Source organism: Streptomyces sp. NPDC006512 (genome assembly GCF_040611935.1).
Lineage (GTDB): Bacteria > Actinomycetota > Actinomycetes > Streptomycetales > Streptomycetaceae > Streptomyces.
This window is the reverse complement of the sequence record NZ_JBEXPG010000023.1, coordinates 1-25,172: the sequence shown is the minus strand read 5'-3', so window position 1 is coordinate 25,172 and position 25,172 is coordinate 1. Positions and strand designations below refer to the sequence as shown.

Genomic DNA, 25,172 nt, shown 5'->3' with positions numbered 1-25,172 from the left:
ACGGGTCGGGAGCGCCCGCTGATGCAGCCGCTGCACGCCGCCGATCCCGCCCGGATCGGCGGCTACCGCATCCTCGGCCGCCTCGGCGCGGGCGGCATGGGCGTCGTCCTGCTCGGCCGCACCGCGGGCGGGGCCCTCGCCGCCGTCAAACTCGTCCGCGCCGAGTACGCCGACGACCCTGCCTTCCGCGTCCGCTTCCGCCGCGAGGTGGCCATCGCCCGCCGGGTGCGCAGCCCGTGGGCCGTACCGGTCGTCGACGCCGATACCGAGGCCCCGGCGCCCTGGCTGGCCACGGAGTTCGTGCCGGGGCCGCCGCTCAGCGACGCCGTCGCCCGGGCCGGCGGGCTGCCGCCCGACAGCGTGCGCTTCCTCGGAGCCCGGCTCGCGGAGGCCCTCGGCGCCGTCCACGGAGCCGGACTGGTGCACCGCGACGTCAAACCGGCGAACGTCCTGCTCGCCACCGACGGACCCCGGCTCATCGACTTCGGCATCGCCCGGGCCCTGGACGACACCGTGCTGACCGCCACCGACGTGGTCATCGGCTCCCCGGGCTTCCTGTCCCCGGAACAGGCCCAGGGGGGCCACATCGGTCCGCCCAGCGACGTCTTCGCGCTGGGCTGCGTCCTGGCGTACGCGGCCACCGGGCGGCGGCCGTTCGGATCCGGCCCGGTCGAGGCCATGCTCTTCCGCACCGTCCACGACACCGCCGACACCACCGGGATCCCGCACGACCTGCTGCCCGTCATCGCCGCCTGCCTGGCCAAGGCCCCCGGCGACCGGCCCACGGCCGACGGACTCCGCCAGGCCCTGACCGGGGACGCTCCCGGACCCTGGCTGCCCGCGCCCCTGCTCCAGCTGATCGCGGAACGCTCGGCGCGGATGCTGCAGCTGCCCGACATCGAACCGACCCGGCAGACGGCCCCCGTGACCGCGCCGGGAACCGCCCCCGAGCCCCCGGCGGCGCCCGGGGGCGGGGCCCCGCCGGGAACCGCCCCCGCGGACCGCTCCCCGCGCCGCCGGGCCGTCCTCGGGGCCGCCGCCCTGACCCTGACGGCCGGCGGCGGCGCGGCGGCCTGGCTCGTACGCCGCCGCTCCGACCCTCCCGAAGGGCGGGGCGCCCACCCCGAGCGGCCCGTCCTGGCCATCGGCCTCCAGGCCGACCTGAGCGGCCCCGGCCGGGCCGTCGGCGAGGCCCAGCGCGACGGCGCCCGGCTGGCCGTGGCGGAACTCACCGCCCGCACCGAACTGCCCTTCGCCTTCCGGCTGTCGGAGGCCGACGACCGGGGCGCGGCCGGGCCGGCCGCCGAGGCGGCCGCGGGCTTCGCCGCCGACGCGTCGGTGGTGGCCGTGCTGGCGGCCACCGGCGGTCCGGCCGTCGCCGCCGTGCTGACCCGCTACGACCAGGCGGGCCTGCCCCTCCTCAGCGCCTCCGACGGGGACACCACCCACATCAACCGCGTCTTCACCTGCCTGCGGCCCAACGACGCCTACCAGATGCGGCCCGTCGTGGAGTACCTGACCGGCCGCGACCGGGGCACCACGCTGATCGTGGACGACGGCACCCCGTACGGCTGGCAGACCACCCGCGCCCTCAGCGAGGCACTGCGCGCCGGCAAACGCCCCGTGACCCCGGCGACGGTGGCCGCCGACGCCGACCACGCGGCGCTCGCGCGCGACGCGGTCCGGGCCGGGCCCGGCGCGGTGCTCTACGGCGGCGGCCCCGCCGGCGCGGCCCGCCTCGCCCGCGCCCTCGCCGGGGCCGGGTACGAGGGCCGGGTGATCGGCACCCGGGCGGTGCACGACCCGCGGTTCCTGACGGAGGCGGCCGGGAGCGCCGAGGGCTGGCTGCTGGTCTCCACCGCCGTCGACCCCGCCGCCTCGCCCGCGGCCCGTGCCTTCGACGTCGCCTTCCGGGCCCGGCACGGCGGCCCGGCCCCGCTGCACGCGGCCGAGGCGTACGACGCGGTGCACCTCCTGGCCCGGTGCGCGCAGGGGCTGGGCCCGAGCCGGGTGGGCCGCGGGGACCTGCTCGCGACGGTGCGCGGGACGACGTACGAGGGGGTGTCGAAGAAGTACGCCTTCGAGGCGGCGAACGGCACCTTCACCGGGGAGGGCGGCCTGTACTTCTACGAGGTGGCCTCCGGGCGGTTCCGGCTGCTGGGCGACCGCCCGACGGTCTGGCCCGCGTGAGACGCCGGCCGGGGCGTGGAGTTCGAGCCGAAGCACGAGCACCCTTTCGGGGGACTCCCGTTCGCCCGGCGCGTGGCTAGCATTCTCGTAGGTGCTTGTCGTGCAATCCCATATGGGATTGCGTGATCATGCACGTCCGACGAGGAGGGGACGGACCATGCAGTTACGCAATGGGGTCGTGGCGAGCGAGATTCCCGACGTGACCTGGGTGAAGAGCAGCGCCAGCGTGGGCAATGGCAACTGCGTCGAAGTCGCCGCACTGGACGGCGGCGGCGTGGCCGTGCGGAATTCGCGTTTCCCCGACGGGCCGGCGCTGGTGTTCACGGCGGCCGAGATCGAGGCGTTCGTCGACGGAGTGAAACGGTCGGAATTCGATCAGCTGACTGGATGACGGCCAAATCCTAGGCCAAAGCTTGGAAGTGTGAGTGGCGAGACTCCATTCTGATGACCGGGACCTGTCTCAGTCGCATAGGAGTTCACATGCCCGCTCTCCCCGAGCCGCTGCCCGATCAGGTCGCTCCCGTACTGCCGTTGGGGAGAGAGCCGGGCCGGGCGGCGGCCGGCCGCGTACTGGGCCAGGCCCTCCGGGGGTTCCGTGAGGAGCGCGGCCTCACCCTGCGGGACGTGGCCCCGGTCATCCGCGGCTCCGTTTCGAAGATCAGCCGACTGGAGCGGGGCGAGAGTCCACCCAAACCCAGGGACGTCCTCGACCTGGCCCGGCACTACGGGCTGGACGCCGAGGAGACGCGCACGCTGGAGCGGCTCCTGGAATTCGCCCAGGACTGCGAGTGGTACGAGCAGTTCAGCGACGTGACACCCGGCTACCTCAGGCGCCTGATCCAGCTGGAAGGCGACGCCGAGGAGATCTGTCTCTACGAGAACCTCGTGGTCCCCGGCATCCTCCAGACCTCCGACTACGCGGCGCACATGGTCAGGGCCGTGATGCCGAGCGCCGCGCCCGAGGAGATCGTCCGCGTCGTGCAACTGCGGACCCAGCGCCGCCTGCGGCTCATGGAGGGCGACGTCCCGCGGCTGACCGTGCTCCTCGACCAGGGCGTGCTCAAGCGCCGCTGCGGCAACGCCGAGGTGATGCGCGAGCAGTTGACGTACCTGCTGAACGCCGGTGACACCGCCAAGGTCAACATCCGCATCCTGGACATGACCTCGGGCTACGTCGCCGCCCCGCCGTACCCGATCACCCACCTCAAGTTCCGGGACGGCGGCCCGGCCGAGCTCGCGTACGTCGAGCACATCAACGGCGCGAACTACGTGACCCGGCCGCGGGCCCTGGACGACCACCGCAACGCGCTGAGCAACCTGCGGGTCGCGGCGGCCTCCAGGGACCGGAGCCGGGAACTGATCGTCGAGGCGCTGGACGCCTTCCGCTGACCCGGGTCAGCGCAGGCGGCCCACTCCGCCCCACTCGACCCAGTCCTTCGGCCGGAGCCCGGCCGGGGGAGGGGTGCTGTCGGGACGCCAGTCGACCACGTCGACGAGGCGCGGTTCGAGGATGTCGAGACCGTCGAAGTACCGCTCCACCTCGTGGGTTTCACGTACCCGGCCCCAATGGCCGTGCGTGCTCACGTCCATGAGGCGGGTCACGTCCTCGCGCACGACGGGATCGTCACTGACGAGCTGGCAGATCACCATGAAGCTGCCCGGCGGCAGCATGGCCGCCGTCCGGCGCACGACCGCCGCGGGATCCCGCGCGTCGTCGGTGTCCGGGATGCAGTGCAGGACCGACACGAACAGGGCGGCGATCGGCGCCTGCCAGTCCAGGAACGGGTCCGTGAGCTGCCGGATCCGCTCGGTGTCGCGCATGTCCTGCGAGATGACGAGGGTGCCCGCGTTGTCGTGGAGGGTGGTCTGGGCGTGCGCGAGGACCATCGGGTCGTTGTCGACGTACGCGACCTTGCAGCCGGGGTCGACGCGCTGGGCCACCTCGTGGACGTTGTCCTGGGTGGGGAGGCCGGACCCGTGGTCGAGGAACTGCCGGATGCCGTAGTCCTCGACGAGGGTGCGCACGACCCGGGTGAGGAACGCCCGGTTGTTGCGGGCCAGGAGCTGGGTGCTGGGCGCGATCTCCAGCAGCTTGGCGCAGGCCGTGCGGTCGCTGTCGTAGTTCTCGACGCCGCCCAGGAGCCAGTCGTACATCCGCGCCACGCTCGGTGTGTGCATGTCGATCACGGGTGGCTGGGGGTTCTGCCCTAAGTCCATGTGCCCTCCTCGCGGCCCTCGCGGGCCTGTGCCGTGGAACCGGCCCATGGTAGGGAGCCCCCACCCCGCCTGCCAATCACCCGTGAAGACCCCCTCGGGACCGTATGACGTGCGCAAATCGAACGGACGTGCTGTGGGGGGTGGCGGGTCTGCGGATGCGCCGGGCCGACGACGGCGCCAGAGTGGGCGCATGGGTATCGAAGACTACGGCGGCGGGCCCGGAGCCCAGCAGACCGGTGTACTGGTGGTCACGACCAACGACGTTCCCGGCTACCGGGTCGAGCAGGTCATCGGGGAGGTGTTCGGGCTCACCGTGCGCTCCCGGCACCTGGGCAGCCAGATCGGCGCGGGCCTGAAGTCCATGATCGGCGGCGAGCTGAAGGGTCTGACCAAGACCCTCGTCGAAACCCGCAACCAGGCCATGGACCGGCTCATCGAGCAGGCCAAGGCGCGCGGCGGCAACGCGGTGCTGATGATGCGCTTCGACGTCACCGAAGCCGCCGACGTCGGCACCGAGGTGTGCGCCTACGGAACGGCCGTCGTCCTGGTGCCCGCCTCCTGACCCGCCCCGCACCCCGGGATCACCGTGGGTCCGGGAACCGGAAGTCCAGGACGGCGACGCGCTTTGTCCATGGGCCCCGGGCCGTGCGGTCCGCAAGCTGACAGGTCAGTGAGCGGACCGCACGGCTCCGGCAGTCGTGCGCGCCTCCGCGCCAGGTCGCCAGGTGGACGGGGCCTGGGAAGCGCCGACTCCCGGAGGCCCGATGCCCACCCCCCTCTGGCCGGCCGCAGCCGCGGTCGCCGGCCTCGTCGCCACCCTGCTCGTCTCCCCGCCCGTGGCGCCCGCCCCGCCCGCCGCCGGCCCGGTGACGATCACCTCGGCCGAGCTGTCCGTCACCGTCGACAGCGCCTTCCCCCGCGTCGTCGGCTACACGCGGCGCGCCACCGGGGACGTCCTGCACGGCAACGAGGACCCGCTGAGCACGCTCCTCGTCAACGGGACCGCCCACACCCCCACGGTCACCTCCACCCCCTCGGCCTCCGCCGTGGACTACGTGCTGACCTTCTCCGGAGTCACCGTCAGGTCCCGCCTCTCGGTGACCGGTCCGGTCGTCGAGTTCAAGGTCACCGCCATCGAGGACACCCCCGCCCTGCGCGTGCGCAGCCTCGCCGTCCCCGACCACACCCTGGTCAGCGTCCGCAGCGACCAGCCGGGCGCCGCGCTGTCCACGGCGACCATGCACACCGCCACCACCGGCACCGGGGACACGTTCACCCCGGTCACCGGATCCACGCCGGTGGACCCCGCCGCCACCACCGTCATGTACGGGATGCTCAACACCGGCCGGCTGGCCGCCGCCATCGACTCCAACTCCCTCTACGACCAGCCGTCGGGCGGCACCGCCCGCGAGAACGGCCGCATCGCCAAACGGGTCACCGACAAGGGCTCCTACCGCCGCGCCGGCCTGTGGAGCGGCGCCTGGCTCCACCGGGCCCAGGGCGCCGCCGACGGCGACACCGAGCCCCTCCCGTACGCCAGGATCGCGATCACCGCCGACCGCAACGCGGACGCCGCCGTCGACTGGCAGGACGCGGCCATCGCCTACCGCGACATCTGGACCCCGCCCACCGGCTGGCAGGACACCGCGCGGCGGGCCGTCCAGCGCATCCCCTTCAACTTCGCCTCCCAGGCCACCCACCCCTTCGCGCAGACCCTCGACGAGACCAAGCGCGTCGCTCTCGCCACCGACGGCCTGGGCCAGTTCGTCCTGCTGAAGGGCTACGCCTCCGAGGGCCACGACTCGGCGCACATGGACTACAAGGACATCGGCGCCAAACTCGGCGGCGCCGCCGGCCTGGGCGCCCTCACCACCGCCGGGCAGGCCTACAACGCCGACTTCGGCGTCCACGTCAACGCCACCGAGGAATACCCGGTCTCGGCGACCTTCGACCCCGCCCGCCACACCGGCGGCCTCGGCTGGGACTGGCTCGACCAGTCGTACTACGTCGACACCCGCGAGGACGGCCAGTCCGGCCGGCGCCTGGGGCGCCTGAAGGACCTCAAGGCGGCCGCGCCCGGACTCGACTTCCTCTACGTCGACGTCTGGTACGGCGACGGCTACGTCTCCCGCAAGCTCCAGCGCGAGATCTCCGGACTCGGCCTCCAGCTCGCCACCGAGTTCCCCCAGACCCTCACCGAACAGTCCCTCTGGCACCACTGGGCCACCGACGTCGACTACGGCGGCAGCGACCTGAAGGGCGTCAACTCCACCATCGCCCGGTTCGTCGCCAACCACGCCAAGGACGACTGGATCGCCCGCCACCCGCTGCTCGGCGGCGCCGAGATCACCGCCTACGAGGGCTGGCAGGGCGAGAAGGACTACCCCGCCTTCCTGAACACCACCTTCGGGGTGAACCTGCCGACCAAGTACCTCCAGGAGTCCCCGGTCGTGAGGTGGACCGCGGACAGCGTCACCCTGGCCAACGGCACCGTCGTGACCACCGCGGGCGGCAAGCGCCGGATCACCACCGGCGGCCGCACCGTCCTCAGCGGCTCCGCCTACCTCCTGCCGCGCGACGGCAAGCTCTACCACTGGAACGACGCCGGCGGCTCCACCACCTGGACCCTCCCGGCCGGCTGGAGCGCCCCCAAGCTCTACCGGCTCACCGACACCGGCCGTCAGCTGGTCGGCGACCTCACCGTGGGTGCCGGAAACCAGGTCACCGTCAACGCGGCCGCCCGCACCGCCTACGTGGTCACCGCGGGCGCCGCACCCGCCCAGCCCGCCCCGAACTGGGGCGAGGGCACCCCCGTCAAGGACCCCTCCTTCTACGCCGGCGACCTGAACGCCTGGACCGTCACCGGGACCGGCGCCTCCGTCGCCCGCAACGCCCACGGCCAGCAGGAGCTCACCTTCGCCGCCGGAGCCGCAGGCGCCGTCTCCCAGCGGCTCACCGGCCTCACCCCCGGCACCCACGCGGCCTCCGTGTGGGTCTCCACCCCCGCCGGGCGGGCCGCCACCCTCAGCGTCACCCCGGCCGGCGGCGGGTCCGCCGCCTCCGTGTACGCGGACTCCTCACCGCTCGTCAACACCCTGGGCGGCAGCGAGAAGAACGGTACGAGGATGCAGCGGATGAAGGTGTTCTTCGACGTCCCGGCCGGGCAGTCCACCGCCACCCTCGCCCTGTCCGCCGCCGCCGGATCCGGCACGGTGTACCTGGACGAGGTACGCGTGGTGCGTTCCGCGCGCACCCCGCTGAACGGCCACTGGTTCGCCGAGGACTTCGAGAACGTCGACGCCGGCTGGGGCCCCTTCGTCTTCGGCGGCGCCGGCGGTTCGGCCACCGATCCCCGCACGCACATCGCGCAGCGCAACACGCCCTACACGCAGGCGGGATGGAACGGGAAGCTCGTCGACGACGTGATCGGCGGCCGGAACTCCCTCAAGTCGCACGAGGAGCGGACCGGCCTGGTGTACCGCACCCTGCCGCAGACGCTCCGCCTCACCCAGGGGCGTGCGTACAAGGTGACGTTCACCTACGAGAACGGCTTCGCCGGCGACTACCAGTTCGTCACCGGCGCGGGCACGACCGAGAACGTCACCGCGCTCGGCCAGGCCCGCACCCCGACCACCTTCACCAGGACCTTCACGGCCGGGGCCGACGCCTGGATCGGCGTACGCAAGATCACCCCGGAAGGCTCCCACAACGAGGCCGACCTCGTCCTCGACGACCTGACCGTCGACGACCTCGGCCCGGCCGGCGGCGAACTCCTCCTCCCGCAGGGCCAGATGCGCGTCAGCTCCGTCGACAGCCAGGAGACGGCCGGAGAGGACGGCAGCGCCGCCCACGTCCTCGACGGCGACGCCGCCACCATCTGGCACACCCAGTGGTACGCGACGACCGCCCCGATGCCGCACGAGATCACCCTCGACCTCGGCGCCCCGTACAACGTCTCCGCGCTGCACTGCCTGCCCCGGCAGACGCAGAGCAACGGACGCATCGCCGACTACCAGGTGTTCACCTCCACCGACGGGGTGAACTGGGGAACGCCCGCGGCCTCCGGCACCTTCGCCGACGGCGCCGCCCAGCAGGACGTCACCTTCGCCCCGAGGACCGCGCGCCACGTCCGCCTCAAGGCCACGCGGGAGGTGGGCGGCAACCCCTGGACCTCCCTCGCCGAACTCAACGTCGGCCACCGGCCCTGAGGAAGGCCCCCGGCCGGCCCCCGCCCCCAGTACGGTGAACTCCCGACACGAGGAGGCGCCATGACCCGACGCGAGTCAGCGGCAGAGGTGTTCGACGCACTGGGGGAGCGGTACGAGGACCTGTTCGGACAGGTGCCCGGCCAGCTCGAAGCCCTCGACCGGCTCGTGGAGCGGCTTCCCGCCGGCGCCCGCGTCCTGGACGTCGGCAGCGGCACCGGCCGGCCCACCGCCGAGAGGCTCGCCCGGGCCGGCCACGCCGTGACCGGCATCGACGTCTCGGCGGCCATGGTCGAAACGGCCCGCGCCCGGGTCCCGGGGGCCCACTTCGAACAGGCCGACGTACGCACCTACGCGCCGGAGCCGGCCGGGTACGACGCCGTGTGCTCCTTCTTCCCGCTGCTGGTCATGGACCAGCCGGACGTCGCCGCCGCGCTCGGCCGCATGGCGTCGTGGGTCGCGCCGGGCGGGTACTTCGTGATGGCCACGGTGCCGGGGGACATCAGGGGCCTGGACATCGAGTGGATGGGCCATCCGGTCACCGTCAGCAGCCTCTCCACCGAAGAGCACCTCAGGCTCCTCGCGGAAGCGGGCCTGGAGGTACTGCGCCACCACACCGCGTCGTTCACACCCGCCGACCCCCTCGCGGGACCCGAGGAGCACCTGTTCTGCTTCGCCCGGCGGCCCGCCTGAGCGAGGGACCGTAGTGGTCAGGGAAGCGGGGGCCGGACGGACTGGGCGCGGAAGCGGACCGGCGCCATGCCGACGCGGCGGCTGAACAGGCGGCTGAAGTACGCGGGGTCCTCGTAGCCCACGCGCCGGGCGATGCCGGCCACCGGCAGGTCGGTGCGGGCCAGGAGTTCCTTCGCGCGGCTCAGCCGGATGCCGAGGAGGTACTCCTTGACCCCCTCGCCGGTGGTGCGGCGGACCGCCCCGCGCAGTTCGGGCAGGGAGATGCCCAGCCGCGCGGCGTGTTCCGCGACCGGGATCGGCAGCAGCGCGTCCCGGGTCAGGGCCTCCATCACCGCGTCACCGTGCCGCGACACCCCCGCGCTCGCGTATCGCAGGGCCACCAGCAGGGCGTGCACGGCCGCCGCGGCCTCCACCTCCAGCAGCGGCCCGCCGCGCCGGGCCGCCCGTACGATCCCGTCGACCACGTGACGCACCCCGGCCGTCCCGCTCAGCGGCACCAGCGGCCGGTCGGGGGTCACGTATCCGAGGTCGGTGTACGCCTCCACGCCGGGGCCCGCGAAGTCCACGAAGCACTCGTCCCAGCCGCCGCTGCCGGGGCCGTAGTGGTGCTCGACGCCCGGTACCAGCCAGAGCAGGGCGGGGGCGGTCACCGGCTGCGGCGGGCGACCGGCGTGCGCGAACCACCCCCGCCCGCGGGTGACGACGACGGCCACGTGATGGTCCAGCGCCCGGGGGCCCACCACCGGAAGCTCCCCCTCCTGCACCCCCACGCCGAGACAGACCAGGCCGAGCCGGCGATGGCCCGCGGTCGGCGAGAAGTACCGCATCCAACTGCTGTACGGGGGCGTCGGCATCTGCGGATTGTGATCCACGGGGCCGGTGTGCTCAAGGGGCACCCGGGCGCCTCCCCGCGTCCGGTCGGAGGGCTTCGCCCTGCCGGGCACGGTCCTGCGGGAGCTCCCGCACGGTCAGCCACATGATCATCGGCGTTGACAACGGCCGCCCGCCTGCGTGTAATGGGGGCCGGTGTCGCGTGACTCCGGCCAGAGAGCAGTGGGCCGGCCGGTGATCGGGCGAACACCCCCACCCCTGAGGAAGCGCCTTGAGTCAGAACTCCGCGCCCCGCAGCTGACGTCGTACGGCCGCACGCCGGCCCCACGTCACTCCCGCACACCTGCGCCCGGCACGCGCCGCGGCCCCGCCGCGCCGTCCGGTGCCACCCCCGCGTCTCTTCCGCACGCCCCGCCCCCGCCTCCGGCCGTCCCGCCGGGCCGGGCGGCGTGCCGTGCCCTGCCCCGAGAGGGAAACACAGTCGTGCCCACGTCGTTCAACCAGTCCGTCATCGAGGAGTTCCGCGCCCGCCGGGGGAAGGTGGGAGGCCCCTTCGAGGGCTCGGACCTGCTCCTGCTGACCACCACCGGAGCCCGGTCGGGAGCCGAACGGACCACCCCGCTCGGCTACGTCCGCCACGGAGACGGGCTGCTGGTCGTCGCCTCCAACCTCGGCGCCCCCCACCACCCCGACTGGTACCACAACCTCCTCGCCCACCCCCAGGTCCGGGTGGAGCTCGGCGCCGACACCTTCGAAGCCCTCGCGGTCCCGGCCGAGGGGGCCCGGCGCGACGAACTCTTCGCCCACGTCCTCGAAGCCGAACCCGGATACGGCGAGTACCGGGACCGGACCGACCGGACCCTGCCCGTCGTGGTCCTCGGCCCGGCCGACCCCGACGGGTGGCAGGCTCCCGGAGAGGTCCGCGACCTCGCGGGCAAGATCATGGAGGTCCACACCTGGCTGCGGGCCCAGCTGCGTCACGTGAGCGCCGAAACCGACGCCCACTTCGCCGCCCGGGCCTCGCACACCGGCCCGGGCGAACCGCCGCCGCCGGGGCTCGGCCTGCAGATCCGCCAGCGCTGCCTGGCGTTCTGCCGGGCCCTGGAGTTCCACCACGTCAGCGAGGACGACCACCTGTTCCCCGGGATGGCCCCCCACCACCCGCACCTGGCCGGCACGTTCGCACGCCTGCGGGAGGAACACCGGAAGCTCGCGGTCGTCCAGGGCGAGCTCGTGGGCCTGCTGGACGGCCTCCACATCGCGGAACCGGAGCGGTTCCGCGCCGAACTGGCCCGGATGACGGCCGAACTGACCGCGCACCTCGACCACGAGGAGGCGGAACTCGTCCCGCTGCTGGCCGAGGTCCCCTGGCCGCCGCAGCCGCCGGGCCGCGGCTGAACGGAGCCGGACGGGGAGCGGGGAACCCCTCGCGGGTCCGCGCGAAAAGTTTTTCGGAAACAGTGGCAACCGATCGCGCACTCGCGCGTCGTGCGGGGGTGAAGGGCGAAGTTCCGCGCCCTCGACCCGACCGTGGAGAACCACTGTGAAGAACCTCAAGCGCGTCCCCCTCTCCGCCCGCCGGGCGGCCCTCGTCGTCGCGGCCGCCACGGGCGCGGCCGTCGTCCTCGGCGGGCCGGCCGTCGCCGCGCAGGGGGCGGCCGTCGCCGCGGCGCCCGCCGCCACCGCGACGCCGAGCGCCGCGCCCAGCGCCCAGCCGACCGCTCCGTCGAGCGCCAAGCCGAGCCCGGCCCCGACCAGCCCGGCGGGCGCCAAGCCGAGCGCGGTCCCGGCGAGCCCGTCGACCGCCAAGCCGACCCCGGTCCCGTCGAGCCCGGCGGGCGCGAAGCCGACCCCGGTCCCGACGAGCCCGGCGGGCGCCCAGCCGAGCGCAGAGCCCTCCGCCGCCCCCGGCGGATCCGAGCTCGCGCATACTGGCTCCTCGGCGACCACCGTCGCCCTCGGCGCCGGCGCGGCCGGGCTCATCGCCGTCGGCGGGGGAGCCCTGTACGCCGTGCGGCGCCGCGCCGCCAACTGAGGACACCCGTGCTCGACCTCGCACCATCCATCAGCCCCCTCACGCCCGGGTTCGCCCGGGCGTGGCGGGGCTTGTGGTGGTGGCTCTCGCGCCGCGAGCGTTCCGCCCCGCCGGCGGGTCCCGGCACGCGCCCGTACGCGTACACGTACGGCGGCGCCCGGACCTTCGGCGACGACGGGACGCCCGGCGCGGAGGAGCCGCCGCCCCCGCCCACCGTCAGCGAGCTGTACCACGCGCACCGGCTGGGCATGGTCCGGCTGGCGGTGCTCCTCGTCGACGACCCGGCCACCGCCGAGGACGTGGTCCAGGACGCCTTCACCGCCCTGTACCGCCGGTACGGGGAACAGATCACGGAGGTGGACAACGCGCTGGGCTACCTGCGCACCGCCGTGGTGAACACCTCGCGCTCCGTGCTGCGCCGCAGGCGCACCGCCCGGGCCTGGGTGCCGCCGATGACGGCCGACGTGCCCTCCGCCGAGGCCTCCGTCGTGCTGGGCGAGGCGCACCGGGAGGTGCTGGCCGCGCTCGGCAAGCTGTCCCCGCGCCGCCGCCAGGTGCTGGTGCTGCGCTACTGGGCCGATCTGAGCGAGGCGGAGATCGCCACCACCCTCGGCATCAGCCGGGGAGCGGTGAAGTCGAACGCCAGCCGTGGTCTGGACGCGCTGGAGAAGGTTCTGGAGGGCCGGGTATGACGGGTACGACGGACGGGGAGCAGCGCCGCGGCGAACGTCCCGTGGAGCACCGCCTGCGACAGGCACTGGCCGCGCGGGCGGACGAGGTGACCGTCGTCGGGCTGCGGCCCGCCGATCCGCCGGGTCCGCACCTGCGGCGGCTGTCCGTGCGCGCGCTGTGGCGGCGCCGCTCGGTCTGGGCCTTCGCGGGGCTGTCCGGGCTGGCCGCGGCGGCCCTGGCCGGCTACCTCGTACTCGGACCCGACCAGCTGCCGCCCCGGCCGGTGCCGCCCGCGGCGCCCCCCGAGCTCACCACGCCGACGCCGACCCCGACTCCGACCCCTGCGCCGGGCCTGCCGTCGGGATCCCCCCTGCCGAGTCCGGCCCCGTCGAGCCCCGCGTCGCCCGCGGGGAACGCCACGCCGTCCAGGCCCCCGTCGACCGCCGCCGGGGTGCCCGCCCCCACGCCGACCCCGTCCCGGCCCCCCGCGACCACCCCGGTGAGGTCGGCGCCGCCCGCCGGCGCCACACCGCTGCCGGGTGGACCGTCGGCGGCCGTGAGCGCCCCGGCCCCGTGACCGGCTGAAACGGACGGAAACCGTCAGGCGCGGATCGTGCCCGTGTCCTCGATCGCCTTGACCAGCGGGGCCAGTTCGGGATGGCCGGCCGCCTCGTCCAGGGCCTCGCGCAGGGCCGCGTCGTTGGTCGGCCGGGCCCGGGCCAGCAGGGCCAGGCCCGCTTCGCTGACGTCGGTGTAGATGCCCCGGCGGTCGGTGTCGCAGATGTAGCGGTTGAGCAGCCCGCGGTCCTCCAGCCTGCTGACCAGCCGGGTCGTCGCGCTCTGGCTGAGCACGACCGAGTCCGCGACCTGGTGCATGCGCAGGTGCCCGCCGGGGCCGCTGTGCTGCCGGCTGAGCACGTCCAGCAGCGAGTACTCGCGCACGCTCAGCCCGTGGCCCGACTGGAGCGCCCGCTCGATGTGCGCCTCGATGCGGCCGTGGAGGAGGGAGAGGGCGCACCAGCCCTGGGCGAGGGCGGTCAGTGCGCTGTCCGTGGCCGTCATGGCTCCTCCGTCGTTGCCGGTGGCGTCGTCTCGTCGCCGCGTACCGCCAGGATAGGCCACCGACGCAATAGCCCGCGCTTGCAAATATCCCGCGTCTGCAATTAATGTGGACGAAGGCAAACGGCGAACGCAAGATCGACCGTCGTCCGCCGCCCCGCGCCACGAGCGCCCCGCCCCCACCCCCCACTCGAACCCTGAAGGGCACCTCCCTCATGCCTCTCGCGCTCCTCGCCCTCGCCATCGGGGCCTTCGGGATCGGCACCACCGAATTCGTGATCATGGGCCTGCTCCCCGAGGTCGCCGCCGGCTACGGCGTCACGATCCCCACCGCGGGCCTGCTGGTCACCGGCTACGCCCTCGGCGTCGTCCTCGGCGCCCCGCTGATGACCGTCCTCGGCACCCGCCTCCCCCGCAAGCGCATGCTGATGCTGCTCATGGGCCTGTTCGTCGTCGGCAACGTGCTCTCCGCCCTCGCCCCCGCCTTCGGCGTGATGCTCGCCGGGCGCGTGGTCGCCTCCCTGGCACACGGCGCCTTCTTCGGCATCGGCTCGGTGGTCGCCGCCGGACTCGTCGCCCCCGAGAAGAAGGCCGGCGCCATCGCCATGATGTTCACCGGCCTCACCGTCGCCAACGTCGTCGGCGTCCCCCTCGGCACCCTTGTCGGACAGCACCTCGGCTGGCGCGTCACCTTCCTGATCGTCGCCGCCCTCGGCGTGGTCGGCCTGCTCGGCATCGCCCGCCTCGTCCCCGAACTGCCGCGCCCCGAGGGCGTGCGGATCCGCCACGAACTGGCCGCGTTCCGCAACGTCCAGGTCCTGCTCGCCATGGCGATGACCGTCCTCGGCTTCGGCGGAGTCTTCGCCGCCATCACCTACATCACCCCGATGATGACGAACGTCGCCGGCTTCGCCGACACCTCCGTCACCTGGCTCCTCGTCCTCTTCGGCCTCGGCATGGTCGCCGGGAACCTCGTCGGCGGCCGCTTCGCCGACCGCGCGCTGATGCCGATGCTGTACGTGTCCCTGGGCGCACTGGCCGTCGTACTGGCCCTGTTCACCCTCACCGCCCACACCAAGGCGGGCGCCGCGGCCACCATCGTCCTCATCGGCGCCCTCGGCTTCGCGACCGTACCCCCGCTGCAGAAGCGGGTCCTGGACCAGGCCGCCGGCGCCCCCACCCTGGCCTCCGCCGTCAACATCGGCGCCTTCAACCTGGGCAACGCCCTCGCCGCCTGGCTCGGCGGGCTCGTCATCGCCGCGGGCCTCGGCTGGACCGCGCCCAACTGGGTCGGCGCCGCCCTCGCCGCCTCCGCCCTCGTCCTCGCCGTCCTCTCCGGAGCCCTGGAGCGCCGTACGGCACGCCGCGCGCCGGCGGACACCGGCCGCGCCGCACCGGCCGCAGCCCCCGCGCCCGTCCCCGCCCACCACTGACCCACCCGCACCCCCCTTCCCCCCCCAGGAGTCCCGCATGTCCAGCACCGCCACCCGCACCGCCGTCACCCCCCTGACCAGCGAGGACGCCGACCTGCTCGTCGCCGCCGCCCGCACCGCCGCCGAAACGGCCGGGGTCGCCGTCAGCGTCACCGTCCTCGACGCGGGCGGCCACCTGCTGGCCTTCCGCCGCGACGACCGCGCCGTACTGATCTCCGGCGAGACCAGCACCCGCAAGGCCTTCACCGCCCTCCAGCTCGACGCCCCCACCGCCGACCTCGTCGACGCCGTCCAGCCCGGCGGGCTCTTCCACACCCTGCCCACCGCCCTCGACCGGCCGCTGCTCTTCATCGCGGGCGGCCTGCCCGTCCACCGCGACGGCCGCCTCATCGGGGCCGTCGGCGTCGGCGGCGGCGCCCCCGACCAGGACCACGGCTTCGCCGCCACCGCGCTCGCCGCACTGGTCTGAACCCCCCGGCTCGCGCGCCCGTGTCTCCCGTGCCAGGTTGGTACGGGGGACACGGGCACACCATGAGACAGACGAGCGGCACGTTCGGGAGAGGCAGGACCATCGCGACGGCAACGGCCGCCGCCCTGGTCACCCTCGCCGTGCCCGCCTGCTCCGCCTCCACCGGAGCCGCGCCCGCGGCCCCCAGCCCCAGCCCGGCCGTCTCCACGGGCGGCCCGGCCGCCACCACCCCGGCGAGCGAAGCCCCCACCCCGCCGCCCCCGCCGCCCGCCTCGTACCCGCTGTCCACCGCTCCGAGCACCGTCCCGGCCGTACGGGAACACGTGCCCGCCCGGGGGCCCGGCTGGAAACCGGCCGCCGGCGCGCGGGTGGTCGTGAACCCCGCCGACAGCGCGGCCCTGTCCGACGAGGGCAAGCTCCTCGCCGGTGAACTGCGCCTGGGATACGCCGAGTCCGACGAGGCGAAGCCCGGTGACGTCGAACTCGACCTCGCCGCCAAGGGGTCCGGGCCTGCGGAGTCCTACACCCTCACCGTCCAGAACGGACGCGTCCGGATCACCGGACCCGACGAGGCGGGCGTCTTCTACGGCACCCGCACCCTCAAACAGGCGATACGCGGAGCCGGTTCGGCCCCCGAGGGCACCGTCAAGGACGCCCCCGCCAAACCGCAGCGCGGCCTCAACCTCGACATCGCGCGCAAGCACTTCGCCCCCGAGTGGATAGAGGACCGGCTGCGGGAGATGGCCGACCTGAAGCTCAACCAGCTCGGCCTGCACTTCTCCGACGACCAGGCCTTCCGGATCCAGTCCGACAGCCATCCCGAGATCGTCTCCACCCCGCACCTCACCAAGGCCGAGGTCCGCCGGATCACCGCGCTCGCCGCCCGGCTGCACATCGCCGTCGTCCCCGAGATCGACTCGCCGGGCCACCTCGGCGCCGTCCTGCGCGCCCACCCCGGCCTGCAACTGCGCGACGTACAGGGCCGGGCCGTCAAGGGAGCCGTCGACATATCCGACCCGGCGGCGGCCAAACTGATGGACGAACTGCTGCGCGAGTTCATCCCGCTGTTCCCCGCCGGAGCCTGGCACCTGGGGGCCGACGAGTACCAGGCCCTGGTCGTCCGCGACCCGCAGGCCTCCTTCCCCCAGCTCGCGGCGGCCGCCCGGCAGCGTTACGGACCGTCCGCCCGGGTCCAGGACCTGGCGACGGGCTGGCTGAACGACCGGGCCGCGGTGGTCCGCCCGTCGGGCAAGGCCCTCAAGGCGTGGAACGACGGATTCTTCAGCGGGGGAGTGGTCGCGGCGGCGCCCGACATCCAGGCCGAGTACTGGACGGGCAAGGAGATCGGCGCGCGGCCGCCGCTGGCGTACCTCGACGCGGGCCGCAAGGTCGTCAACCTCAACGACGAGTACCTGTACTACGTGCTCGGCGAACCGAACCAGTTCACGTACCCCACCGGCCGCCGCATCTACGAACAGTGGACCCCCCTGGTCCTGCGCGGCACCACGGCCGTCCCCGCCCGCTACGACGCGCAGGTCCTCGGCGCCCGGCTGGCCGTCTGGGCCGACCTGGCCGGGTCGCAGACACCGGCCCAGGTCGCCGCCGGCATCCGGCTCCCGCTGGCGGCCCTCTCCCAGAAGGTGTGGGACTCCCGTCCCCCGCAGCGGCCCTGGCCCGAGTTCCAGTCCCTCGCCGAGCGCCTCCGGACTCCTTAGGGGGCGCCGCCGTCCCGGGCGGCCTCCGTCCCTTCCCCGGGATCGGGCGCTCATGCGTCCTCCGGTCGGATTCAGTCGAACGGGGGAGGCGCGCGGTGCGGGGGGCGCGGGCGCCTCGCTAGCGTGGGCCGCCGGATCTCAACGGAGGCGCGCGTGGACGCAGGGGACCTGTCGACGGGAGCCACAGACGCCGGCCGGGGCGGGCGGGCGCCGGGCCCGGCCGCGGACTTCGGCGCGGCCCTGCGTCAGGTCAGGACCGAACGCGGGCTGTCGCTGTCCGCGCTGGCGCGGCTCATGCACTACAGCAAGGGCTACCTCAGCAAGATCGAGAACGGTACGAAGCCGCCCACGGCCGATCTGGCCCAACGCTGCGACGAGGCCCTCGGCGCGGGCGGCGCGCTGGCCCGCCTGGTGCCGGACGCGGTACCGCAGGCGCGGCGGCCGGAGGCCGCGGCGGCGGCGTGCCCGTACCGGGGGCTGGCGGCGTTCGGCACCGGGGACGCCGACTGGTTCTTCGGCCGCGAGCGGGCCGCCTCGGCGCTGCTGGACCGGCTGGCCGGGCAGGCGGGCAAGGGCCCGCTGGCGGTGGTGGCCCCTTCGGGCGCGGGCAAGTCCTCGCTGCTGCGGGCCGGTCTGGTACCGGCCCTGCGCGGGGGCGGTGGAGGCCCGTTCGGCGTCGCCGCCCCCCGGGTCGTACTGTGCACGCCGACCGCCCACCCGATGCGGGAACTCCAACGCGTCCTAACCCCGCCGGCCCAGCCCCCGCCAGCCCCACCGCCCCCCGACGAAGCCCCGGCCCAGGTTCCGGGCCCGGCTCCGGCTCCGGGCCCAGCCCAGGCCCCGGCCCCGGGCCGGGGCTCGGCTCCGGGCATGGCTTCGGGCTCGGCTCCAGCCCCGGGCTCGGGCTCTGCTCAGGGGGCGGCTCCGACCCACGACCAGGGCCTGGCCCCGACCCAAGTCCCGGCCCAAGGCCAGGGCTCGGCCCCGCCCCAGGTCCCTGGGTCAGCCCCGGGCCCGGCGGCGCCCCAAGCTCCGCCTCACCCCCCGGGCTCAGCCCTGGATCCGGGCCCGGCCACGACCTCGGCTCCGGCCCAGGCCCCGGCCCATGGCCCGGGCGCGCCCCCGACCCGGGACCTGGGCTCAGCCTCGGATCCGGGCCCGGCCTCGGCCCCGGCTCAGGACTCGGCCCCCACCCAGGCCCCGGTCCGGGGTCCGGCCCATGCACCGGGTCAGGGGCGAGGGCAGGGCTGGGATTCGGCTCGGGGCCAAGGCCAGTCCCAGGCTCCAACCCAGGCCCAGGGCCCGGCCCATGCCCCGACGTCGGCCCCCACCCCCGCCGCCGTACCGGAACCGCGGCCGGGGGCCGGAGCCCGGCCACCGGAAGTGCCGTTCCGGCCCGACGGGCAGGTCGGGTCGGTGAAGGGGGCAACGCCGGACGGCCGCGACGCGCGTCCCGGATCGCTCGTACGTGACGGACAGGCCGGATCGGATGCGTCGGTCGGATCGGAGGATCCCACCGTCACTGCCGGACCCGCCGGACCCGCCGGACCCGCCGGACCCGCCGGACCCGCCGGACCCGCCGGACCTGCTGGCCCCACCGTCACTGCCGGACCCGCCGGACCCGCCGGACCCGCCGGAACCGGTGGACCCGCTGGAATCGCCGGACCCGCACGACCCGCCGGCCCAGCCGGAACCGGTGAGCCTGTTGGCCCCGCCGGCCCTGTTGGCCCCGCTGGCCCCGCCGGCACCGCTGGACCCGCCGGAATCGCCGGACCCGCCCGAACCGGTGGACCTGTTGGCCCCGCCGTACCCGCCGGACCCGGTGGACCTGCTGGCCCCGCCGTACCCGCTGGAACTGCCGTACCTGCCGGAACTGCCGGAACTGCCGGCCCCGCTGGACCAGGTAGCCCCGCTGCGCCCGGTGGCACCGCTGGCACCGGACGGGTGGGCGGAGGTGCTGGGGTGGGTGGTGGTGGGGTCGGGGAGGGGCGGATCGTGTTGGTGGTCGACCAGTTCGAGGAGGTGTTCACGCTGTGCCGCGACGAGGGCGAGCGGCGGGCCTTCATCGCGGCGCTCACCGAGCTCTCCGGCGGCAGCGCCGACACCCCCGCGCTGGTGGTGCTGGGCCTGCGCGCGGACTTCAGCGGCCGCTGTCTGGCCTACCCCGAGCTGGCCGACGTGTTCGCGCACGGCCTGTTCGTCCTCGCCCCCATGACCCCGGAGGAGCTCCGCGCGGCCATCACCCGCCCCGCCGAGCGGGCCGGGCTGCTGCTCGAACCGGGGCTGGTGGAGCTGCTGGCGCGCGACGCCGGGGCGGAGGACGGGACCCCGGCGGGATCGGCGGGGGCCCTGCCGCTGCTGTCGCACGCGCTGCTGGTGACCTGGGGCGCCCGCTCCGGCCGCACCCTCACCGTCGCCGGGTACGAGGCGACGGGCGGCCTGCGCGGCGCGGTGGCGCGCACGGCCGAGGACGTGTTCACCGGCCTGGACGCGGCCGGGCAGGAGGCGGCCCGTCGCGTCCTGCTGCGGCTGGTGCAGTTCGGGGACGGGGACGGGGACGTGGAGACCCGGCGCAGGGTCGCGCCCGACCGGCTGCTGGCCGGCCTGCGGGACTCGCGCTCGGCCGGCTCCGCCCTGGACGCCTTCGTACGGGCCCGCCTCGTGACGGCCGGGGCGACGGCCGGCGAGTCCGCGGTACGGATCACCCACGAGGCCCTCTTGCGGGCGTGGCCGCGGCTGCGCGAGTGGATCCACTCGGACCGGGCGGGGCTGCTGCTGCGCCAGCAGCTCGCCGACGCGGCGGCGGCCTGGGTCCGCGGCGGCAGGGACGCGGAACTCCTCTACCGGGGCGGCCGGCTGGCGGCGGCGGAGGAATGGGCGGAGCGGCAGGACGGCCGTGATCCGCCGGGCCCCTGGGAGGGGGAGTTCCTCGCGGCGAGCCGAGCCGAGGAACGCGGCCGGCGGCTGCGCTCCCGGCGGCGGGCGAGGACCCGGCGCCGGCTGCTGGCGGCGTTGGGCGTCCTGCTGGTCGTGGCGCTGGGCGCCGGCGGCCTGGCCTTCCACCAGTGGTCGCGGGCGGTGGAGGAACAGCGGACCGCGCAGTCGCGGGAGCTGGCGGTTCGGTCCGGGGCGATGGCCTCCGGGCAGCCGGAGGCGTCGATGCTGCTCGCGGCGGAGGCGTACCGGACCGCGCCCACGACGGAGGCGCGCGGCGCGCTGCTCAGTACGCAGGCGCAGGCCTTCACCGGCCGGCTGTCCGGGCACACCGGCCCGGTGAACGGCGTGGCCTTCGCCCCGGACGGCCGGCTGCTCGCGACGGCCAGCACCGACGGCACCGTACGGCTGTGGGGCGGAGCCGGCCACCGGTCGGCGGTGGCGACGCTCACCGGGCACGGCGCGCCGGTGCTGGGGGTGGCCTTCGCACCGGACGGCCGGCTGCTGGCGTCGGCGGGCGCGGACGGGGCCGTACGGCTGTGGCGGCTGCCCGAGCGCCAGCCGGCGGGCACGCTCTACGGGCACGGCGGCGGCGTCCGCTCGGTGGCCTTCTCACCCGACGGAACGACCCTCGCCTCCGGGGGCGTCGACGCGACGGTACGCCTGTGGGACACGGCGACCGGGCGGCTCAGGAGCACGCTGCGCGGACACACCGACGCGGTGCACGGGGTCGCGTTCTCCCCGGACGGGCGGCGGGTCGTCTCGGGCGCCGCCGACCGCACCGTCCGGCTGTGGGAGGTGGCCGACGGGGGCGAGGCCGCCCCTGCGGAGGTACTCGAAGGCCACGGCGACGGGGTCCTCGGGGTCGCGTTCGCACCGGACGGCCGCAGCGTCGCCTCGGGCGGCGCGGACCGGACCGTCCGGATCTGGGACGTCTCCGGGCCGGGCCGGCCCACCGGGACCGAGGTGCTGCGCGGGCACAGCGACGACGTCAACGCCGTCGCCTACACGCGGGACGGCACCACGGTCGTCAGCACGAGCGGCGACGGGACGGCCAAACTGTGGGACACGGCCGGCCACCGGATCACCCAGGTCCTCGCGGGGCACACCGACTACGTGCTCGCCGTGGCGGTCGGCCCCGACGGCCTGCTGGCCACCGGGGGTTTCGACCAGTCCGCGGTGGTGTGGGACCCGGGCCGGACCTCGCTGGTGGTCCGGCCCTTCGCCGAGGTGTGGCAGGCGGCCTTCGCCCCGGGCGGGCGGCTGCTCGCCTCGGCGGGCGCGGACCGGGCAGTCCGCCTGTGGGACCCCCGGCAGCGCCGGCTCGTCGGGACGCTGACGGGCCACCAGGGGGCCGTCTTCGCGGTCGCGTTCTCCCCCGACGGGCGGCTCGTGGCCTCGGCGGGCGCGGACCGCACCGTCAGACTGTGGGACTGCGCCCGGCGCACGCTCCTCGCCACGCTCACCGGGCACGGCGGGTCCGTGTTCGCGGTGGCCTTCTCACCGGACGGCCGGACCCTCGCCTCCGCCAGCGCGGACCGGACGGTGAAACTGTGGGACACCGCCCGCCACGTGCAGCTCAGCACCCTGACCGCGCATCAGGACTTCGTCAACGCGGTCGCGTTCAGCCCCGACGGCCGGCTCCTGGCCTCCGGGAGCGACGACCTGACCGTGCGGCTGTGGGACGTCGCCGCGCGCTCGGCGCGGTCGGTCCTGCACGGGCACGCGGGCGCCGTGCGGAGCGTCTCGTTCAGCCCGGACGGGCGGCGGCTCGCGAGCAGCGCCAACGACGGCACGGTCCGGGTCTGGGATCCGGCGTCGGGACGTCCGGCCGCCACCCTCACCGGACACACCGGCGCGGTCCGCGCCGTGTCCTTCGGCCCGGACGGCAGGGTGCTGGCCTCCGGCGGCATCGACGGCACCGTGCGGCTGTGGGACGCGGTCGGGTTCCGGCCGGTCGCCACCCTCGCGGGACACGGCGGGGCCGTGTGGGGAGTGGCCTACGACCCGTCCAGCGGCCGTCCGGCGAGCAGCGGGACGGACGGCACGGTCCGCTTCTGGTCCGTCGACCCGGGCGAACGCACGGCCGCGATCTGCACCCTGATCGGCGATCCGACGCCGGCCCGGTGGCGCTCCCTGCTGCCCGGACGCCCGTACCGGCCGCCTTGCGCCGCGGCAGCGGCCGCCGCCGCGCCGCGGGGCTGACGGCTGCTCAAAACGCCTGGTGGGAGGGGGTTTCCCGGGGGTTTCCCGTTTCCCGTCGAGGTGGGCGACCCGTGGATCCTCGACACGCGGGGGTGGCGGGGCACAGTCTCGGAGTGCCCGCTGGACGGCCGGTCCGTGCTCACGAGGACGAGCACGACGAGGAGTACGCCGGCGAGCGGCACGACGAGTACGCGGCGCGACGAGTACCAAGACGAGCACCTCGACGAACACGACGACACCGCGGGACACCGCGACGGGGACGGGGGAAGGGACATGGGGATGCGGAGAACGAGGGGGGCGGCGGTGGCGGCGGTGGCCCTCCTGGCCGTGTGGGGAGGTGCTTCCGGCGCCCCGGCGGCCGCGGCGCCGCCGTCGAAGGCGGCGGCGGGGTCCTGCGGGGTGCTCGCGCCGGGGGCCGCCGCGGTGGCGGAAGGGGCCGTACGGGCCGCCTGCGAGCAGATCGGCGTCTGGTACACGTGGGGCGGCGGTCACGGACCCCAGCCGGGGCCGACGTACGGTCAGGTCGACCCGAGCGACCCGGACAGCGCGCACGATCCGGAACGGCTGGGCTTCGACTGCTCCGGACTGGTCCGGTACGCCTACGCCCGCGCCGCCGGCGGCGACCCGCTGGCCGGCAACTCGTACCACCAGTTCCACTCGCCGCAGGTGAAGCAGCGTTTCACGGCTGCCCAGGGGACCGCGCCGCTGCTGCCGGGGGACCTGCTGGCCTGGGGGTCCGGGGGTTCCGTCCACCACATCGCGATCTACCTGGGCGCGGGGAAGATGGTCGAGGCCCGGGAGTCGGGCACCCGGATCACTGTCAGCGACGTACGGCTGGGCGGGGACTACGCGGGAGCCGTCCGCATCGCCGCGGCGGCGGCACCCGGCACCTTCAGCACCTGGGGCACCGATGTGTGGACCCACGAGGAGCCTTCCACGACGAGTGCGCGGGTCCACAAGTTCCCCGGCCCGACCACCGTGCGCATCGAGTGCCAGAAGCACGCCCAACCGGTGACGGCGGAGGGCTACACGAACGACGCCTGGTCCTACCTGCCCGAGTACGCGTCGTGGATCACCAACATCTACATCAAGGGCCCCGCCTGGCTGGACGGCGTACGCACCTGCCCCTGAGCACCGCTCACGCCCACGACCACGCACGCCCTGACCGTGCACACGACTGACCGCGCACACCCATCACCCGGCTCCCGAGGGAGCCCTTTCGAGGAGGAAGCATGTCCGCACGCAAGAAGATCGCCCTGGGTCTCGCCGCCGCCGCACTGGCGGGCGGCATGGCCACCGTGACCGGCCCCGCCGCGGCGACGCCCGCCACCGGGACGAGCACGGCCGCCGAATGCGGCGTCCGCTCCGACGCCAAGCTGTGGTGTGGCAACCGCGTCGGCGCCAAGGGGTACGCCCACCGCCGGTACAACACCAACGAGGTACGGGGGCCGCTGAACACCGGCTTCAGCTGGTTCCAGTGCTGGGGCCGCGGCGACCAGCACGCCGGCGGCAACAACGTCTGGTACTGGACCAAGCTGGACAACGGCCAGTGGGGCAACGTCCCGGCCGTGGACGTCCACACGTCGGTCGACCCCGCCCCGGGCCTGAACCAGTGCTGACGCTCTGAACGGCCGCCCCTCCCCGCCAGGAGGGGCGGCCTTCGCGCGTCGCCCGCGGGCGGCGGTGTCACGGAGGTCCGGGACGGGCAACGGCTCGATCCCGGGTCGGTGACGAACGGGATCGGGCCATCGCCCTGGCCGGATCCCCGCGCTACGTTGACGCGACGCTTCAGCGCGGCAGAGGGAGACGACGATGCGAGCAGGACGAGGACGGCGGACGGTCCTGGGTGCCCTGGCCCTGTGCGGGGTGCTGGCGCTCACCGGCTGCCAGGGCGACGACGGCGACGACGGCACGTCGCCCGGTACGCCCCCCACCGCCCCCGCGGCGCCCTCCGCCACCGCCTCGAAGCCCGCCGGCAGCCCGGCGGCGACGCCGAAGCCGGCAGCGACCCCGACCGCCACCGCGACCGCGTCCACCGGGGCGACGGCGCCCGGTGCGGGGGCCACGCCCGCCAAGAAGCCGGGGCTCCCGGCCCCCGGGGCCGGCTGCGACCACAAGATGCCGATCTCCCCTGACGAGGTGGCCGTGAACCGGTACACCCCCGAGGGCGGCTTCCACAGCCTGATCGTCAAGCACGGCAACTGGGGCTGCGGCGCACCCGGCACCGACGGGGCGCCCTTCGAGACCGTGGGCAAGGAGACCTTCATCCCGATCGCCGCCGACGCCAAGATCACCGCCGTCACGCCGATCGTCGCGAGCACCGAGAACCAGAAGATCACCCTTCAGCAGCTCATCGACTGGCTCGTGGCCCACCCCGACCAGGGCCTGGTCTTCCGCTACCACCTGGGAGCCGACGTGAGCTCCGGCGAAGGGCCCGCGATCGACACCCTGGACCAGGTCTTCACCCCCTGAACGGGAGACGGCGCGGCGGTGCCCCCGGCCCGGGCCGGGGGC

Annotated in this window: 20 protein-coding genes and 1 pseudogene; 18 read left to right on the top strand and 3 right to left on the bottom strand. The window is 75.0% G+C overall.

Features of this window, described 5'->3' with window-relative positions; all coding sequences use genetic code 11:
* Positions 1-21 precede the first annotated feature (21 nt).
* The 3 genes from ABZZ17_RS17760 (at position 22) to ABZZ17_RS17750 (ending at position 3,579) form a co-directional block, all read left to right on the top strand.
* Positions 22-2,190: a bifunctional serine/threonine-protein kinase/ABC transporter substrate-binding protein gene (locus ABZZ17_RS17760; RefSeq protein WP_356876952.1), complete on the top strand. Its 2,169-nt coding sequence runs from the start codon at positions 22-24 to the stop codon at positions 2,188-2,190.
* 157 nt (positions 2,191-2,347) lie between these two features.
* Complete coding sequence (locus ABZZ17_RS17755; protein ID WP_356876950.1) at positions 2,348-2,581, top strand: DUF397 domain-containing protein; 234 nt, start codon at positions 2,348-2,350, stop codon at positions 2,579-2,581.
* Between the two features lie 89 nt (positions 2,582-2,670).
* Positions 2,671-3,579, top strand: coding sequence for a helix-turn-helix transcriptional regulator (locus ABZZ17_RS17750; RefSeq protein WP_356876948.1), 909 nt, complete (start codon positions 2,671-2,673; stop codon positions 3,577-3,579).
* 6 nt (positions 3,580-3,585) lie between these two features.
* Here the strand turns inward: ABZZ17_RS17750 and ABZZ17_RS17745 are convergent, their stop codons facing one another.
* On the bottom strand, positions 3,586-4,407 hold the full coding sequence (locus ABZZ17_RS17745) for an SAM-dependent methyltransferase (RefSeq protein ID WP_356876946.1): 822 nt from the start codon (positions 4,405-4,407) through the stop codon (positions 3,586-3,588).
* Positions 4,408-4,597: 190 nt separating this feature from the next.
* On the opposite strand from ABZZ17_RS17745, the gene ABZZ17_RS17740 reads away from it, so the two are divergent.
* The 3 genes from ABZZ17_RS17740 to ABZZ17_RS17730 all read left to right on the top strand — a co-directional run bounded on the left by ABZZ17_RS17740 (position 4,598) and on the right by ABZZ17_RS17730 (position 9,305).
* Entirely contained in the window at positions 4,598-4,969 is a 372-nt protein-coding gene (locus tag ABZZ17_RS17740; RefSeq protein WP_356876944.1) for a YbjQ family protein, read from the top strand.
* A gap of 202 nt (positions 4,970-5,171) precedes the next feature.
* Positions 5,172-8,615: an endo-alpha-N-acetylgalactosaminidase family protein gene (locus ABZZ17_RS17735; RefSeq protein WP_356876942.1), complete on the top strand. Its 3,444-nt coding sequence runs from the start codon at positions 5,172-5,174 to the stop codon at positions 8,613-8,615.
* 60 nt (positions 8,616-8,675) lie between these two features.
* Positions 8,676-9,305 (top strand): methyltransferase domain-containing protein, encoded by a 630-nt coding sequence (locus ABZZ17_RS17730; protein ID WP_356876940.1) that lies wholly within the window; start codon positions 8,676-8,678, stop codon positions 9,303-9,305.
* A 17-nt stretch (positions 9,306-9,322) separates the two neighbouring features.
* Here the strand turns inward: ABZZ17_RS17730 and ABZZ17_RS17725 are convergent, their stop codons facing one another.
* Positions 9,323-10,159: an AraC family transcriptional regulator gene (locus ABZZ17_RS17725; RefSeq protein WP_356876938.1), complete on the bottom strand. Its 837-nt coding sequence runs from the start codon at positions 10,157-10,159 to the stop codon at positions 9,323-9,325.
* A gap of 460 nt (positions 10,160-10,619) precedes the next feature.
* Here ABZZ17_RS17725 and ABZZ17_RS17720 point away from each other — a divergent pair, with 460 nt between their 5' ends.
* From ABZZ17_RS17720 to ABZZ17_RS17705, 4 genes are all read left to right on the top strand, one after another.
* Positions 10,620-11,534, top strand: coding sequence for a nitroreductase/quinone reductase family protein (locus tag ABZZ17_RS17720; protein ID WP_356876936.1), 915 nt, complete (start codon positions 10,620-10,622; stop codon positions 11,532-11,534).
* Positions 11,535-11,679: 145 nt separating this feature from the next.
* The gene (locus ABZZ17_RS17715; protein ID WP_356876934.1) at positions 11,680-12,171 is read left to right on the top strand and encodes an LAETG motif-containing sortase-dependent surface protein; all 492 of its coding nucleotides are present in this window, start codon (positions 11,680-11,682) and stop codon (positions 12,169-12,171) included.
* Between the two features lie 8 nt (positions 12,172-12,179).
* Positions 12,180-12,863, top strand: a complete 684-nt coding sequence (locus ABZZ17_RS17710; RefSeq protein ID WP_356876932.1) for a SigE family RNA polymerase sigma factor — start codon at positions 12,180-12,182, stop codon at positions 12,861-12,863.
* Positions 12,860-13,420, top strand: a complete 561-nt coding sequence (locus tag ABZZ17_RS17705; protein ID WP_356876930.1) for a hypothetical protein — start codon at positions 12,860-12,862, stop codon at positions 13,418-13,420. The genes ABZZ17_RS17710 and ABZZ17_RS17705 overlap by 4 nt, the downstream gene beginning before the upstream one ends.
* A gap of 23 nt (positions 13,421-13,443) precedes the next feature.
* Here the strand turns inward: ABZZ17_RS17705 and ABZZ17_RS17700 are convergent, their stop codons facing one another.
* Positions 13,444-13,905, bottom strand: a complete 462-nt coding sequence (locus tag ABZZ17_RS17700; protein ID WP_356876928.1) for a MarR family transcriptional regulator — start codon at positions 13,903-13,905, stop codon at positions 13,444-13,446.
* A gap of 212 nt (positions 13,906-14,117) precedes the next feature.
* Between ABZZ17_RS17700 and ABZZ17_RS17695 the strand changes: the two genes are divergently transcribed.
* The 8 genes and pseudogenes from ABZZ17_RS17695 (at position 14,118) to ABZZ17_RS17660 (ending at position 25,130) form a co-directional block, all read left to right on the top strand.
* Entirely contained in the window at positions 14,118-15,335 is a 1,218-nt protein-coding gene (locus ABZZ17_RS17695; protein ID WP_356876926.1) for an MFS transporter, read from the top strand.
* A gap of 37 nt (positions 15,336-15,372) precedes the next feature.
* Positions 15,373-15,804: a heme-binding protein gene (locus ABZZ17_RS17690; RefSeq protein ID WP_356876924.1), complete on the top strand. Its 432-nt coding sequence runs from the start codon at positions 15,373-15,375 to the stop codon at positions 15,802-15,804.
* Between the two features lie 62 nt (positions 15,805-15,866).
* Positions 15,867-17,519: a glycoside hydrolase family 20 protein gene (locus tag ABZZ17_RS17685; protein ID WP_356876922.1), complete on the top strand. Its 1,653-nt coding sequence runs from the start codon at positions 15,867-15,869 to the stop codon at positions 17,517-17,519.
* Between the two features lie 123 nt (positions 17,520-17,642).
* Positions 17,643-18,254 (top strand): annotated as a pseudogene (locus ABZZ17_RS17680) (helix-turn-helix transcriptional regulator); the annotation flags it as partial.
* A 1,260-nt stretch (positions 18,255-19,514) separates the two neighbouring features.
* A complete protein-coding gene (locus tag ABZZ17_RS17675; RefSeq protein WP_356877112.1) occupies positions 19,515-22,658 on the top strand; it encodes a WD40 repeat domain-containing protein in 3,144 nt (1,047 codons plus the stop codon).
* A gap of 279 nt (positions 22,659-22,937) precedes the next feature.
* The gene (locus ABZZ17_RS17670; RefSeq protein ID WP_356876920.1) at positions 22,938-23,789 is read left to right on the top strand and encodes an NlpC/P60 family protein; all 852 of its coding nucleotides are present in this window, start codon (positions 22,938-22,940) and stop codon (positions 23,787-23,789) included.
* A gap of 101 nt (positions 23,790-23,890) precedes the next feature.
* The gene (locus tag ABZZ17_RS17665; protein ID WP_356876918.1) at positions 23,891-24,277 is read left to right on the top strand and encodes a hypothetical protein; all 387 of its coding nucleotides are present in this window, start codon (positions 23,891-23,893) and stop codon (positions 24,275-24,277) included.
* 193 nt (positions 24,278-24,470) lie between these two features.
* Positions 24,471-25,130 (top strand): hypothetical protein, encoded by a 660-nt coding sequence (locus ABZZ17_RS17660; RefSeq protein WP_356876916.1) that lies wholly within the window; start codon positions 24,471-24,473, stop codon positions 25,128-25,130.
* The last annotated feature ends 42 nt before the right edge of the window (positions 25,131-25,172 follow it).